This window comes from Marinospirillum celere, from assembly GCF_900112235.1.
In the GTDB taxonomy this organism is placed as follows: Bacteria; Pseudomonadota; Gammaproteobacteria; order Pseudomonadales; family Halomonadaceae; genus Marinospirillum; species Marinospirillum celere.
Genome location: NZ_FOLH01000001.1, coordinates 626,310 through 640,967, shown reverse-complemented (window position 1 = coordinate 640,967; position 14,658 = coordinate 626,310). Strand labels below are relative to the sequence as shown.

The following is a 14,658-nucleotide window of genomic DNA, read 5'->3' as shown; positions in this document are numbered from 1 at the left end:
AACTCTTGTTGTTAGGATGCTGTCGCTAATTCAAGAATGAATAAAGCCCATGGGTGCTGCCTTGTCTTGGTGTTGGACACTTGCTTCATCTTCCAAAGCACTCAGCAACAGCTTCAAGCACAAGGGCTTACCCTGAAGATTCAAACGGCGCAGGGCTGTTTGCACGTTGCCGGGGCTGACTTGCAAGCGAGCCAGCCTATTAACACCCAGCTCCTTTAGGGCCTGCAAATCTTTAGGATGCTTATAAAACACCGCTTGGAGTAGCCCCTGCAGTTGCTGGGGCTGTAACCAATCAAAGGCCACTTTCAGATCAAAGCGGCGCATAGCTGCAGCATCCAGCTGCTCGAAGCGATTACTGGTAGCAATAACGACACCCTGAAACCGCTCCATTTGAATGAGCATCTCGTTAACCTTGCTCACCTCCCAACCCTTCAGGCTGGCATCCAGGCGTGACTGCAAAAAGGTTTCCGCCTCATCCAGCAAGAGTACGGCCTTTTTATGCTTGGCTTCAGCAAACATGGCCTCCAGCTGTTTCTCCGTTTCACCAACATATTTACCCAAAAGGCTACTGGCTGACTTAACAACCAGAGGTTGCTTTAGCTCTTTGGCCAGGTAGTCCGCAAAGGCTGTTTTACCCGTACCTGGGTGCCCATGCAGGCAAAGCCGCGCGTTACCTAGACGACCTATTTGCTGAACCACGGATTCCAGCCCTAGATCGGTGTTCAACCAATCCAGGCTGTAATCGGGCAGGCAGTATTGTGACGCTTTTGATTTTTGTACCGGCTCTTCTGCAAACCAGGGATCCGGCAAAGGCTGCCCCTCTGCTTTAAGTCTCTGCTCAAGCAGAGCCAGAAGCTTTTTCTGGTTTTGCAGTGGCTGACGCCCAGGCAGATGCTGCCCCAAACGCTTGAGCAGGCTTAGCAAGGCTGGCGTAACCCAGTCAGCAGCGGCCAGCCAGTCCCTGAAAGCGTTCGTTACCGGCAAAGGCGCAAGGGCAGCAGCGCGCTTTTTTTGATAACGCGCTGTTGCTGGCGTGGGCACCTCCAGAATCAAATCAAAACGGCGCAGGTAAGAAGAATCCAGCATTTCCAGACTATTACAAACCCAGATAGTGGGCAGTGGGTTGGTTTCCAGATAATGATTCATCCAGGCCTTGGCTAACCCCTTGGAGCCAAAGGATTGGATACCTTGAAACATGTCTTCCATTTCATCGAACAAAAAACAGGTATTGGCGTTGTTTTGCATAAACGCCTGCCCCATCGCCAGCAACTGAATGCGTCGATCCGGCGGCAAAGAAACACCCTCCTTGGCAAAAGGCACCTCATGCAAGCGCGCTTGCAACCAGTCAGCCAGACTAGCCGCCAGAAGTGTTTTGCCGACACCTGGCTTACCATACAGCAGAATATTCGCTGCCGGGCGCTGCTGCCGCAGGGCGTCCGCCAGGTAATCACGCAGGACCTGCAACTGAGGAACATAGCTAAAGTCCTCCGGCGGCAGCGAATCACCATGAAACCTTGGGCAAACATCATCCCAAATGGCCTCAAACTGCTGTTCCAGTGGCCTGGCCGTTGGGCTATCCAATTCCAGGGTATTATTAAAAACATCCAGGAAATCACTGCCTTTGAGGTAGGCATCCAGGCCTTGAAAACATGAAAAGCCATTAACAAAGTTAAAGCTTTTAAGAGGATGCTCTTTTGTTGCCACACCACTAAGGCTGGAAGGCTGAAGACTCAACAGCTCCTCAAGGAAACTGAGCGCCTGAGGCTCGTTATTGACCTCCACAGCATCGGCTGCCCGCACCAGTAGGGGATGGCGACGGGTTAGCCACATCAGCATCAATAGCTTCTGCTCGCCAGCATCCAGCTGCATCCGCTCTCCAAGCAGCTCAATTACTGCAATCAGGCCGCCGGTAAAACCCTGACCAGGCAATGCTTGTTGCTCCAGCCAGTGTTGCAGCAAAGCGGTCAGCTCTGAGTAATCTCCTTTTTCCTCGGCCTCCATGCCCTGCCTGCGCACCTCGCGGGTCGTGCCGACCACCCCCAGAAAAGCAAAAATTTCCGGCCAATCAATTCTCTTGCCCAGCAGTTGCCGTTTTTCTCCCAGAAGCAGCAAGCGAGCCACCAGTACTCGAGCCAACTGCTGCTCACTTGCCGAGTAGTTGCTACCCGAGTTACTAGCAGTAAAGGACAGCAGGTCTGACCAGGGTAGAAGCACTGTCATTTTAGGCCTCATCCGCTTGCAGATGGGTTGCCTGCCCCCAACTCACTGGTTGACGGCCATCCGCTGTAAGCACCCAAAGCACTGGGAAATCCGGGGCTGCTTCCGGTGCCGGGCCATAACCATCAGTCAGATACACCAGGCAATCTGGCTTATCGCTGGCCACCTCTTCAAAAGGCGGGATAAGCGAAGTGCCCCCAAAACCCTGGATTTCAGTTTTATCCAGGCTGGCGACCTGATCTTCACGCCATACCTGTATGGATTGTATTTCACTATCACACTGAATCAGCGTTAGTTCGACACGATCAAAACTGGTCAAGAGGCTGGTTAATTCACTTAAAAAAACCGGCATCTCCCGAGTTGTGCTGCCACTGGTGTCCAAAGCGACACAAATACGCAGGCTTTGACTGCGTGTAGAAGGCAAATAAAGCCCACGATAAAGATGCCGCCGAGCCGGAGGTGACCACTGGCGGCTGCCACCATAGCAGCGCTGCACAAACTGGCGCAGTAAATCCTGCCAGCGCACCTGTGGCTGGGTTCTTCCCTTCACCCACTTTTTGATGCCTGCTGACAGCTGCCCATATTGACGACAGGCTTGCGTGGCGGCGACCAGATTTTCCTGCCACTCCTGGCTTATCTGGGCATCAAACTGACCGGGGCTAAAATCCGCATCCACGACCAGATCCTGCGCATCATCCAGGCCTTCCAGAGAGATCTCCATCTGGTGCTGATCCAGACACTGCTGACTCCGATCACTCTTGTCCGCCTTATTGAGCAGCCAGTCATAGACCTGCTCGGCGCTATCGCCTTTTAAATCGGGGAAATAAACCGCTGAATCAGGCATTTCCAGACCGTCTTCCAGGAGCAGATTATTGACCTCATGATCAGTCGCCAGATTCCAGAGGTGCGGATTGCGCCCCTGAGTGCGTGGCAAATGCCCAGCAACGCAGTGCCAAACTTCATGCGCCAGCACAAAAACCCGCGCCCCAGCGCTCAGGCTTTGCAGAAACTGCGGGTTGAAGAACACCTTGCGGCCATCCGTGGCTGCGGTTTGCAGACGGCTATCAATCACCGGCACCAATTCCAGATGCAGGGCCAGACTGGCAGTAAAAGGCTGCTCCAGCAGCAGTTGTACACGATCCTGGTGCCAAAGCTCCAGCCACTGCGCCTTGATTAGCTGTTCCTCATCCGTAGGCGAGCGCACCACAGGTTTGAAAGGAAGCGCCTCTGTCATCAGGAAATCGCCCTTCTAATACACAGTGCATTATCTATATCCAGCTCAGCTGTCTCGATTGGCTCGGCCTCACGCGCTGAACGATCCAAAAAGCGTGACTGCATCTGCGCCAGAACTTCGCCGTGACGCGCCGACCAGGCCGAAAACTCAGAGCTACTCATCAGCAGCTCGGCTCGCTTGAGCTGATCTTCTTCATTGTCGGCTTCCATGGCATCCATCATCGCCAGGGTGGCAAAGTCACTCGTCAGCTGAGCACCCACCCGCAGGAAGAATTTACAGCGCCTGGCCTGGTTTTCTTCAGGTGTACGCCAGAGATAGTGCGCCAGCCCCGAACAAAGCGCGTATTTTTGATCCGCCCGCTGCGGAATTTTGCACTCAGCCTCACCATCCAGCACTGCAGGAATATCCGGCAAGGCAGTCGCCCAGCGTCGAAAACCCAGGAATTCCAGGCCTGCGCCCTCCCCAACCAGACCCTGAACCATCAGCGCCAGGCCGGTTTCGCTCAGCCCCTCACTGTGTTCCAGCAAGGTTGCTACCCGCGCCCAGGTTCTGGGGCTGGGCCAGCCGCGCTCCAAATTGCCCTTCATATCAAAGAAGCATTGGGGGCGAAAACGCAAAAAACTCACCACCTGGGGATGCAGCCCCTCCTGGCGCGCCCAGCGTGCCCACTGCTCCAGCTCTGGTTGCAACTCCAGATGGCAGAAGCGATTGGCCAAGGCACTGGAAAGCGTCATGGCAACAGCACGATCTTCACTCCGATTCCCTGCGGCGCAAATCAGCCAGCCATCCGGCACGCTGTAAAGATCCCCCAGCCGGCGATCGAGAATAAACTCATAGGCCGCTACCTGCAGGGTACGATCCGCGGCAGTCAACTCATCAAACAAAATGATCCCCCTGCTTTGAGGGTCACGCGGCCATTCAGATGACAGCAACCAACGCACCTGATCGCCATCAGGCACCGGTAGCCCGCGCAGGTCCACAGGTTCGCGCTGCGCCAGGCGCACATCGACAAAACCTATGCCCTGGGCGCGGCAGATTTCACGAATCACGCTACTCTTGCCCACACCGGGCGCACCCCAGAGCATCAAGGGTGGCAAATACGCGGCCAGTTGCGGCTGATTCCATAGCAGCTCCAGCTGGTGGCTGAGCATTTCCTGAACCTGGTCAATCGTTGCTGTTTTAGTCATCGTCTCTCCTCATCTGTTGATCCAGTATAAGCCCTGTATGCGACACATCATGTCGCAACAGCTTCACTGGCTTGCGGCAACTGACCAGTTAACGCCAATACCCGCAACTGGCGCGGCAAGGAGCGCAACTGCATTTCGCTGGCCCGCCCTTGCCAGAATTCAGCTGGCTTGACCGCCAGGCGCAGTATCTGAACGCGCGTTTGCTCTGGCTGTCGCTTGAGCTGCTCCTGCAGATAAATCAAAACCTCCCGAACGGGCATGGAATGCACCTGGTAGTCATGCAATTCCAGCAACAGCTCAGGCTCCTCATCCAGCGTTGCCAAAAAACGCTGCGCCTGGTTGAGAAGCCGACTCTCGAGCAAGGGCTTGACTGGCTCGGCAATGCCAAAATTCCATACGCTATTCATGGGCTTGTTAATCGCCATCAGCGACTTTAATACCCTGGAGCACAACTGCTGCACTTCGGGATAAGCCAGGTCACCCGTGTTAAGCCAATGCAGCAACCATTGATTAAAATGCGGCCCGCTACCTGCTTGTCGGTGGCGGTCTTCGCTGGCCAGGGTGGAATTCACCATGACCTCACTAAACAGCCGAGCATACTTGCGCACACCCTGAACTTCGCGACAGGCCAGCCAGATTTTCCAGTCCAGAAGCCAGGCGTCATCACCCAGATCCCTGGGCAGATGCCAGCGCCAGTTTTGTTTGGCCGTGACTAACCAGTTAGGCTTTATAGCCTCGCGCAGAGAGTCTTTTTTACTTTTTTTCGAGCGCGACTCGCCCAGATGCCTGGCCGAGATTTTCATCCGTAAATCCCAAACCCACTGGGGGGAGGCCCCGGCCAGCAAAAGCTCATGGAGTAAACGCAAGGCGGAAGGAAGCTGCTCACTGGAAGACATAAACGGCAGCAAGGATTCCAGATCTTCAACCACTGAAGAATCGCCGCCTGCGTACTCGTCCAACAGCTGGCGAACAGTGGCTTCATTAACGTGCACCCGCGCTGTTTTGCGCAGGCTGGCTGGCACCCGCCCCTGACAGGTCACTTCACAGCCGGTTGGCAAATCCACCTGCTTAAGGCCATCACTCAGGCTGAAATCGGCTTTTAATACCTTCTCAACCGCTAACTGCTGACAACTTGGTTGTAGCACGAACAACTGCTCAACACGGCCTTGAATCTGCAAAGACTTTGCACCCACCTGATGTAAATTCAGGCTATCCACCGCGACATGAAGCTGGCTTAACGCAGGGCAGGCCTCCAGGCGCAGCTCTTTCATAGAGCCTTCTAGCTGGCAATGCTGTAAATCCTCAGCGCCCTGAATAACCACCTGCTGCAGTTTTTCTCCGACCTGCAACAGCAGGCGCTGCAAACCCTGGGGGTGAACCCAGTGCACTTGAGACAAGCTGTGACCAGGCAGCTCAATTTCTGCAGCCGGCACCTTGCCCTTGAGAAGCAACAAATCCGGCGCAGCCTCTTCCAGGGCTGAGGGGGCAGCCAGCTCCTTACTGCTCGCTACCCAGGCACCCTGCCAAGGCTGGTCCTCCGGTGCCTGAGCCATAAAAGTGGCATTCTGCCAGCGCACATCCAGGTGTTCGATACCGCCCTGAATCAACAAAGGCAGCTCCTGGCCTGGCTTAACATCCGAAGCATCCAGATGCAGCACACAGGGCTCGCCCTGGGGAAGAAGGATTTTCTGCAACCTGGGGCAGCCCACCAGCGTCAGATGCAAGCCACCATGCAGCCAGCTTAAATCCAACTCTTTTAACAGCGGTGCCCGCCAGATATCGAGGTTTCTAATGGAAGGATCAGGACATTGCCAGGTTTCCAGCGTCATATCTTCCAGACGCACACCACCCAGGCTGTCACACAGACTGACTTGAAATTCACGGCTCATTCATACCCCCTTGGTCTTGTATAACCATTAAACCTCAGGGGTGCGACAATCTAAGTCGCAATAAGGCCGTAACGCTGAATCCAGCGCCTGGGAGCCAGCACCCGCACGCTTTCCTGGCGCTGGCGAACCCAGGCAGCCAGTTGAGAAGATAAAGTAATCCAGGTCGTCACCCGAAAAGCCAGGCCGTGACTAGAAGCAGCATCCAGCTTTTCCAGCTTCATGCCACTGCCCAGCGGACGATCCAATAACTCTTCGGCCACTTCTACAGAAACATGCATTTCCAGCTTCTGGGCCGAGCGGGTTCCCAGCCAGCTTTGTAACACTGAATCAGGATCAAAGCTCATAGCCAGGCAAACAGGGCCGGGTTCCAGGGCCAGAATACGATGCAGCGCCAGCAAACGTGGCTGGGGGTCTGTATCCGGCTGCTCCAAAAGCAGTAGATGCAAATGATCCTGATGCACCACCAGTTTGACGGGAACCACCTGTTCCAGGCGTTCTTCACCGCCTGGCACCTGAAAAGTCAGACTGAGGCTGCGCTCTTCACGCAACACCTCTAAAAGCTGCGTATGCACCTGCGGGCAGACTTCCGGTGCCTCAAAAAACAAGGGGTCGGCAAGAATCTTCAGGTGCTTATTCAGCAAACCAACCAACTGAGGAAACTCCCGCTGCAACAAATTTTGCCCAGCACTACCCAACCCCTGCAGTTTTTCCTGCTGGGAGGCTGGCAACAGCTGCCGGGTGCGCACTTCATGCAGATAAAAATACAGGGCCAGTTGGCTGTCACCCTTCAAAAAGCGCGGCAACAAGCCTTCCTGCCCAATAACTCGCCAGCGATAAGGCTTGCAGGAATCATCCCGCTCCAGCCGCTCGCCAAAGGTTTCGCACAACTGAGCCAGGTTGCGCTCCACCCGCCTTTTTAAACTGTCATTGCTGGCCTGCAGTAGCTTATCCAGGCCCCGCTCGCTGGCCTTTTCCTGAACTTTCACGCGGATTTGCGGGGTCGTCAGCCCCTGAGGGTGAGCATCCAGAATTTCCAGCAGTAATAACTGAAAGTTCAGGTTTTCAGCCTCCGCACTCTTCTGTTGGGGCATAGCTATCCTCAGGTTAGTGAATTCCCGGCAAGCAGTTGCCGAGCCGTGGTACGCAGACGCTCAGCCTGTAAAAGCTGATCTCGCCACTCCCGGGGCAGAGCCTCCACCCCATAAAAAGCTCCACCCAGAGCACCGGTAATCGCAGCGACTGTATCGCAATCGCCCCCCAGGTTAACGGCTTTCAGCAAGGCTGTTTTCAAATCCGGGCTATTAGCCAAGGACCAGAGCGCCGCTTCCAGCGTGTGGGCCACAAACCCGCCGGAAGGCACCAGATCACGGGGCTTTTCCAGATAAAGTCCTTCAGCCAGATCAGCAATCGCCTCCTCCGCCCAGATTTCATCCGCCTGGCTGGTTAACTGCTCAGCCAGGGAAGAGTCATCAGGCGCGGCCTGAAATAAATGCAGCAATAAAAAAACCAGCAGACGGCTGGCTTCCAGACAAAGCGGGCTGGCATGGGTAGTCCGGGTTGCATCGACAATCCAGGTTTCCAGCAGGTCGCTGGATGGCTGGGAGAGGCTCCAGAGCGCCAGCGCAGGCATACGCATCAAGGCACCATTGCCTGAAGCCAGGGCTGAAGTCGAACCAGCAAACACCTCATCCGTGCGTTTGAAGGCATCCAGCGCCTGATTCATGGTATTGCCCAAAGGCGGCGGCAGACCGGCATCCGGCCAGCCCTCCCCCTGATCGCGATAAGCTAGATAACGCTGCATCTGATCCCGAGGATCAAAACCTTGAGCTACCAGACTGTCTGCCAGGCATAAAAGCAGGCCGGTATCATCTGTCCAGTAACCTGTAGGTAAAAAACGCTCCGGCATATCCAGGCCATCAATGCGTGGCAGCCGCTCCCTCGGCCAGGATTCATACCCATTACCCAGGGCATTGCCGCAGGCATGAGCCAGAAGACAACCCTCAGCAGCCTGGGCCGGAGACTTGCCTTCAGATGTGAAAGGCTGGTCGATAATCTGCATCATGTGATCCGCTTGAGTGAGAAGAAGCAGCCGGCAGTTTATCGAAAGTCCAAGGCAGTTGTCTCAGCTTCTGGTTCAAATCCAGCAGGTCGTCCGCAACCACCTGGAGTTTTTCGCACCAGGCCAGCTCCTGCTTCCAGGAATCAGGCAAAAGCGCTTCCCCCTTAACCACGCCCACCAATTGGCCGGCAATGGCCGCCACGGTATCCGCATCACCACCCAGATTAGCGGCCCGCAACAGAGTTTGCTTCAGGCTGCCGCCCTTCCAGCAGGCCCAGAAGGCATTTTCCAGCGCCTCTATCACATAAAACCCCTCACCCAACTCACTGCGATCCAGGTGGCGGTAATTACCCTCCAGCACCCGTTCAATGGCCTGGCCCCGCGTCTGCCCACCCAGAATCTGCGGTGACGCCAGCACTTCTTGCAAGGCTTCACCCTCCAGCACCCGGCTCACTGCATCAGCAAACACCAGGCTGGCATCCAGACAATCCGGGCTGGCGTGCGTCGTCATGGTGGCCGCTTCGACCCAGGATTTCAGGCGCAAAGGGTTATCCCAGGTCGCCAGAATGACCGGCAGCAGGCGCATCAGGCCGCCATTACCGCTGGCTTGAGGATTGGGGTCACCCGCAGGCACGATGCCATAACGCTTATAACGCTGTAGCGAACTCAGGGTGGTCGTGCCGATATCAAAGCAGTTACCGGAGACACTCATATAACCTTCCTGGTACCAGCGCAGGTAACGCTGCATTTGATCATGTAAATCCAAACCGCCCGATTCCACCAGGCTGGTCGCCAGGCACAGGGCCATACTGGTGTCATCTGTCCACTCACCAGGGTTAAGCTTCCAGGGCCCACCCTTGCTGAAACCATACACCGGAATAAAGGCATTGCGCCGACTAAACTCCAGCGGTGCGCCCAAAGCATCGCCTGCTGCCAGGCCCAAAAGACCACCACGAAAAGCCTGTTGTAAACTCATAGGCACACCTCCTGAAAATGTTGGGGTTCGGGGCGTCTGCCCGGACGATAATTAAAGGCCACCAAAGGCCCGCCATAAGCCACACCAAAATCTACACAAACCTGCTGCGCACTAATCGGCATCGGCTGAATCTGGAGGCTGTAATGCCCGAAAAACACCGGGGCCGACAAACCTGCCGGAGCCTGCCAGCCTTCCTTAAGCGGAAGTCGAAAACGCTCATAATCCGGCAAAACCTCCTGCCACCAGCGCACTCGATAGCGCCGCGTAGCAAAACCCGCCGGGCTACGCTCTGCCAAAGTCTGATGCTCACAACCCGCAACCAGCAGATCCAACGCATAATAAAGATCATTCTCCCTGGCCATACAGGCATCCAGCGCCCGATCATCCAGGCTAAACACCTGCTCCTGGCGCAAATAATCCATGGCTGCCTCATCCCAGCAGGCATGCACCACCTTCAAATGCGGCTCATCAATCCATAACGGCTGACGCTTCAACCACTGAAAATGCGCCGCCAAAGCCTCAGCATCCCCAGCAAAATCCTCCGCCAGCTGGTAATAGTCAGACTGGCTGCTTTGCAACATGGCCGCCATCAACTCCTCGGCATACTCAGGCGCATCGGCTTCCAGCGGCAAGTCATGAAAAGTGCGCAGCCAGTTCAACTCATGATTGCCCACCACCATCCGCGCTGCACCCCGCTCCACCATCTTGCGCACCTGCTGCAAAACCAAGCCAGACTGCGGCCCCTTATCGATCAAGTCACCAACAAAAATCGCCTGGCGCTCAGGATGCACCCGCACCCCCTGATCCAGGGTGTAACCCAACTGAGCCAGCAGCTTATCCAACAGCCGAGCTTCACCATGCAAATCACCGATTACATCAAATTCTTTTGGGCTCATTTAGCCTCCCCCGTTTCATTGGTTACCAGTATGCCCCAGCCTTGCGACAAATTGAGTCGCATTAGATTTTTTATAAGCCAGCTATGGCCTTTAAAGTCTTTTTTCAGGTAAGTTATGCCCAACTCAGGAATTAAGGAGTGCTGGATGGCACAGATATACCCAAGGTTAAGTGAAAGCGAACTGGACCAACTGCAATCACGGGCTGAAGCCAAGGTTTATCGCTGGCTGCGTGAACTGGAATTTGATGGACTGGAAGTGTATTTCAGCCTCGCCACCCAAACCCGCAACCCAGCGGGCACCTGGATTGGGGAAATCGACTTTCTGCTGTTTCACCCCCAGTACGGCATACAAATCTGGGAAGTCAAAGGTGGTGGCATTCAGATGGATGGCCAGGGCAACTGGTTATCCAAGGGCAACCAGGGCACGCATAAAATCGGCACCACCCCCCTGGCCCAGTTGAAAAAATGCACCAACAGCCTGGTTCAAGGTGTGGAGAAAGCGCTGGGCACTGCCATCAAACTACCCATTGCGCCAGTTCTGGTGTTTCCTGACACCCACCGCTGGGAAGGTGATTTCCCTGAAGTCAGCATCAACCACAATCACTTTTTGCTGGCACCGGACTTCAACCCCCTTCAAGCCGAGCAGATTATTCACCGCTTCAAGAACACGGCCTTTGCTGGCCCGAGAGCTGATAACTGCCTGCCTTTAACCAGCCAACAAGCCGCCCTGATTCGCAATCGCCTGCTGCGCCCTTCCTGTGCGCTGGTCAGCAATGCCGCCGATGATGCCCTGGCACTGGAAGCCGAACTTTTCCGGCTGAGCCATGAGCAACAATGGGTGCTACGCCTGTTGGAACACATCCCGCGCATGGCCATCTATGGGGGTGCTGGCACCGGCAAAAGTGTTTTGGCCCGCCTGCGCGCTCAGGAACAAGCCCGCGAAGGCAAGAAGGTACTACTGCTTTGCTTTAACATTCTACTGGCAGAAGCCCACCGCAAGGAATTGGGCTCCGACCCTGCTGATGAAAACATTGAAGTGGCCACCTTCCACCAGCTTTGCCAAAGCCGCGCTGAACAGGCTGGCCTTAACTGGGCGCTACCGGAAAACCCCAAGGAAGTGGCAAGCTTTTACAATGAAACCGCTCCCAACCTGCTCAGCGAAGCCCTGGAGAAAAACCCGGAAAACTGGGATGCCCTGGTGGTGGATGAAGCCCAGGACTATGAACCCTACTGGTGGCTGGTCGTCAGTGAACTACTGAAAGAAGATGCCAGCATTACCCTGGTCGCTGACCCGGAACAAAACCTCTTTGGGCGTGACTTTGCCCTGCCCCTGGATGTTTTTGACGGCCTGGTGCCCTACCCTTTCAAACTGCACCAGAACTACCGCAATGCCTTTGAAATAGCTACCTGGCTAAAAGACAAACACAAACAGGCCGCAGAACCGGGCAACCACCTGCCCAGCAGCAACCGACCTGTGCAAATCTTCACCTGGAAAAAGCCCGAACAACAACTGGAACACCTTAAAGAGCAAATCCAGAAACTTGAAGAAGAAGGCTTTAAACCCGAAGATCTGTTGCTACTCACCCCCTTCAAGGTGGAAAACAGCCACACCCTGCAAAGCTTTTTACAAGACAAACCGCAATACCTAAGCCGCGTGAGCAACATCTCCGCCGCTAAAGGCCTGGAAGCACGCGCGGTACTGCTACTTGATATAGGTGCCAGCGAATGGGCCAGCAAGCCACAAGTCGAGTATGTGGGGGCTTCAAGGGCCAGAGTGGTGTTGAAGATTTTTAAGAAGAGCAGTTAAGGTCTAAATGGAAAGGTGAGCGAACAAGAAAACTACCTATGCGAGAAACAGCAGCAGTAACAATACCAAGACACTGTGTTTAAAATTGCACTGCAAAATAAAGTCATTTATAAGATGTTATTAGATAACTACGAAAAATGAAGAAGCATCAAACACAATAATTTTAGGCTAAGATAATTGGAGCTAGCATGGACCTCAAAGGCGCAGCAATAAGAAGTTTTTACAATCTAACACAAGATATGACAACGAACGAAAACCAAAATTCATCAAAAACAATAAAAATACCTCACTACCAGAGACCATACAAGTGGCACGATGAAAACATAGTAAAACTCATACAAGACTGGAGCAATGAATCCGGTAGCAAATACTTTTCCGGCTCAATTGTAACCGTAGCTAAGCCAGAAGAGCATGAGCTAATAGATGGGCAGCAGCGTTACACAACAATATTTCTAGCAAACTTCATCAAGTTTTTACTTTCGCGCTTCTCTATACAAAAATCAATTACAGTAACCACCAACATAATTAACGCCCCCGCAATTGTTCCTGGCTACATAAAATCTAGAGATTACTTATTCAAATCCAATGATACAAACAACCTCGAAGAAACCATCAACGAACAAATAAGCGAAATATTTAGCAATTTAAACACTCCAAATGCCGAAGAACATATAAGCTCACTACTAAGGCAGATTGGCTTGCCAGCAGTCGATGAGGACAGTGAGAATTACAAAAATGAACACAAGATGAAACAAGAACAACTGTTCCAAGAAAATGAACTATCAATTAAATACGATAGAAGCTCATTCAACGACCACTTAATAGACGTATTAAGTCAGTGCAGAATCGTGATGGGACAGAATAATAATCTAGAAATCGAGCTCTACCATGATATTGGAAGCTTAGATTCGGAGCATAAGAAAAAGTACGCACAAGCAATACTATGCATTTTTGATGAATTTAATAGATTGGCTTTAGCCGAAGGCGAAGCACAAAACTCATTTCAAAAAGCAAGAAGAATAATAAATAAAATTGATGCATTTCTAGATCAGATATCTTTATGCGTAATTCAAACAGGATCTGCAAACGATGCATATACTTTATTTGAAGTTTTGAACGATAGATCACTTGCCCTTGATGATCTAGACCTAATAAAGAATCAATTTTATAAAAAATATGTGACATCTAACTATGAAGTGCTAAGTGAAAATGAAATCGATAAATATATCCAGCGCATGGATGAGTTATGGGTTGACAAAATCTTCAGAAATGCCGCAGACAGCAAAAGAAAACTAATTGCATACCTGGCAATTGTTTATATCACCGGTGACTCCTCGCTACTCTTTAACCGTGGCGAAGGATATAGGAGGTCTATACAGCGCCACTTAGAAAATAAAGACAATTATAGCACCGAAGACTTTGAGCGCCACTTCAATATATTCTACATTGTAAGGGTCTTGCTTGACGAAACTGACGCAAGATTTAAGTCAAGGGACTCACATGCCCTTACTGCTGAATTCGACACCTCCGCAACTAACTTTAAAAAAACAACTTTATTTTTGCTAGCACTTGGTCAAGAGGGTGTTCTCAGCGGTCTTTTCAATTTCACATTAAAATGCATAGAAGAATCAGTTGGAGTAAATCCGAGACACGAGGGCATAAACAGTATTGCTTTTCTCTTATCAAAAAATGATCGAACAAATCCAGGGAATAATTACAATGAAATGTTAACAAAAATAGAAAGCCAGTCAAAACACGTCTGGAGTTCTGCAATGTTACATAGCTCTGCCGAGGGGCCTAGAAACTTTTCAGTAAACATGATTAATCACTTTAACAGCACATCGGCAGCCGGAACGGCGCCAATGACATTTGATAGCGCAGAACCGACCGAGGAATTTAAAGCCTGGCTTTCAGACTGGAAATACAAAAACAAGAATGCACACTTAAAGATAAAAATACTATTTGCAAAGCTTATAAAGAGCCATCTAAATGACGATGGGCATCTAAACACAGCAACCATTGCTTTGAATATAAACAACGCTTCGAAGCTACAACTAGACCATATGGAGGCAAGCAATCCTGACCCACACCATATGAGTGCATATTTCACAGATGAGGACAGAGACTCTTTTGTTCACAGTTTAGGGAACATGATGCCTTTACCTGACAGCGAAAATAGAGATAAAAATAACAAGCCTTTATGTTTCTCATTCGAACACTTCAGGGAAGCAGGAATCTCACAGGGGCACTTTTTATATGATGAGGCTTTGAGTATTTTTGACAATAACTCCAAAGAAAATACTCAAGGAGATAGGGTGCCAGTCCAAAGTTTTTTTCAGCAGCGTAAGAGCAGACTGATCGAGCTTTTTGTAATGGCTGTCAGAATAAACTGAT

Annotated in this window: 10 protein-coding genes; 2 read left to right on the top strand and 8 right to left on the bottom strand. The window is 52.2% G+C overall.

Annotated features, from left to right (window positions below; all coding sequences use genetic code 11):
• Positions 1-30: 30 nt before the first annotated feature.
• From BM185_RS03040 to BM185_RS03005, 8 genes are read right to left on the bottom strand one after another with little or no spacing between them, the layout of a single operon-like run.
• Positions 31-2,220 (bottom strand): ATP-binding protein, encoded by a 2,190-nt coding sequence (locus BM185_RS03040; protein WP_177203452.1) that lies wholly within the window; start codon positions 2,218-2,220, stop codon positions 31-33.
• A gap of 1 nt (position 2,221) precedes the next feature.
• Complete coding sequence (locus BM185_RS03035) at positions 2,222-3,451, bottom strand: vWA domain-containing protein (protein WP_091959055.1); 1,230 nt, start codon at positions 3,449-3,451, stop codon at positions 2,222-2,224.
• On the bottom strand, positions 3,451-4,638 hold the full coding sequence (locus BM185_RS03030) for a MoxR family ATPase (RefSeq protein ID WP_177203451.1): 1,188 nt from the start codon (positions 4,636-4,638) through the stop codon (positions 3,451-3,453). Before BM185_RS03030 ends, BM185_RS03035 begins: the two co-directional genes overlap by 1 nt.
• 47 nt (positions 4,639-4,685) lie before the next feature.
• Complete coding sequence (locus BM185_RS03025) at positions 4,686-6,527, bottom strand: hypothetical protein (RefSeq protein WP_091959052.1); 1,842 nt, start codon at positions 6,525-6,527, stop codon at positions 4,686-4,688.
• A 50-nt stretch (positions 6,528-6,577) separates the two neighbouring features.
• On the bottom strand, positions 6,578-7,618 hold the full coding sequence (locus BM185_RS03020) for a WYL domain-containing protein (RefSeq protein WP_091959049.1): 1,041 nt from the start codon (positions 7,616-7,618) through the stop codon (positions 6,578-6,580).
• Positions 7,619-7,626: 8 nt separating this feature from the next.
• Positions 7,627-8,589: an ADP-ribosylglycohydrolase family protein gene (locus BM185_RS03015; protein ID WP_091959045.1), complete on the bottom strand. Its 963-nt coding sequence runs from the start codon at positions 8,587-8,589 to the stop codon at positions 7,627-7,629.
• Positions 8,555-9,562 carry an ADP-ribosylglycohydrolase family protein gene (locus BM185_RS03010; RefSeq protein WP_091959042.1) on the bottom strand — a complete coding sequence of 336 codons (1,008 nt, stop codon included), beginning with the start codon at positions 9,560-9,562 and terminating at the stop codon, positions 8,555-8,557. Before BM185_RS03010 ends, BM185_RS03015 begins: the two co-directional genes overlap by 35 nt.
• On the bottom strand, positions 9,559-10,458 hold the full coding sequence (locus BM185_RS03005) for a metallophosphoesterase (protein ID WP_091959039.1): 900 nt from the start codon (positions 10,456-10,458) through the stop codon (positions 9,559-9,561). Before BM185_RS03005 ends, BM185_RS03010 begins: the two co-directional genes overlap by 4 nt.
• A gap of 144 nt (positions 10,459-10,602) precedes the next feature.
• Here BM185_RS03005 and BM185_RS03000 point away from each other — a divergent pair, with 144 nt between their 5' ends.
• Together BM185_RS03000 and BM185_RS02995 are read left to right on the top strand one after the other, a co-directional pair.
• Positions 10,603-12,264 carry a nuclease-related domain-containing DEAD/DEAH box helicase gene (locus tag BM185_RS03000; RefSeq protein ID WP_177203450.1) on the top strand — a complete coding sequence of 554 codons (1,662 nt, stop codon included), beginning with the start codon at positions 10,603-10,605 and terminating at the stop codon, positions 12,262-12,264.
• A 188-nt stretch (positions 12,265-12,452) separates the two neighbouring features.
• Positions 12,453-14,657 carry a DUF262 domain-containing protein gene (locus tag BM185_RS02995; RefSeq protein ID WP_091959033.1) on the top strand — a complete coding sequence of 735 codons (2,205 nt, stop codon included), beginning with the start codon at positions 12,453-12,455 and terminating at the stop codon, positions 14,655-14,657.
• Position 14,658 lies beyond the last annotated feature (1 nt).

What these genes read in the sequence shown, in the direction of transcription:
- BM185_RS03040 (WP_177203452.1), bottom strand. Translation starts at nt 2,220, where the DNA reads ATGACAGTGCTTCTACCCTGGTCAGACCTGCTGTCCTTTACTGCTAGT.
- BM185_RS03035 (WP_091959055.1), bottom strand. Translation starts at nt 3,451, where the DNA reads ATGACAGAGGCGCTTCCTTTCAAACCTGTGGTGCGCTCGCCTACGGAT.
- BM185_RS03030 (WP_177203451.1), bottom strand. Translation starts at nt 4,638, where the DNA reads ATGACTAAAACAGCAACGATTGACCAGGTTCAGGAAATGCTCAGCCAC.
- BM185_RS03025 (WP_091959052.1), bottom strand. Translation starts at nt 6,527, where the DNA reads ATGAGCCGTGAATTTCAAGTCAGTCTGTGTGACAGCCTGGGTGGTGTG.
- BM185_RS03020 (WP_091959049.1), bottom strand. Translation starts at nt 7,618, where the DNA reads ATGCCCCAACAGAAGAGTGCGGAGGCTGAAAACCTGAACTTTCAGTTA.
- BM185_RS03015 (WP_091959045.1), bottom strand. Translation starts at nt 8,589, where the DNA reads ATGATGCAGATTATCGACCAGCCTTTCACATCTGAAGGCAAGTCTCCG.
- BM185_RS03010 (WP_091959042.1), bottom strand. Translation starts at nt 9,562, where the DNA reads ATGAGTTTACAACAGGCTTTTCGTGGTGGTCTTTTGGGCCTGGCAGCA.
- BM185_RS03005 (WP_091959039.1), bottom strand. Translation starts at nt 10,458, where the DNA reads ATGAGCCCAAAAGAATTTGATGTAATCGGTGATTTGCATGGTGAAGCT.
- BM185_RS03000 (WP_177203450.1), top strand. Translation starts at nt 10,603, where the DNA reads ATGGCACAGATATACCCAAGGTTAAGTGAAAGCGAACTGGACCAACTG.
- BM185_RS02995 (WP_091959033.1), top strand. Translation starts at nt 12,453, where the DNA reads ATGGACCTCAAAGGCGCAGCAATAAGAAGTTTTTACAATCTAACACAA.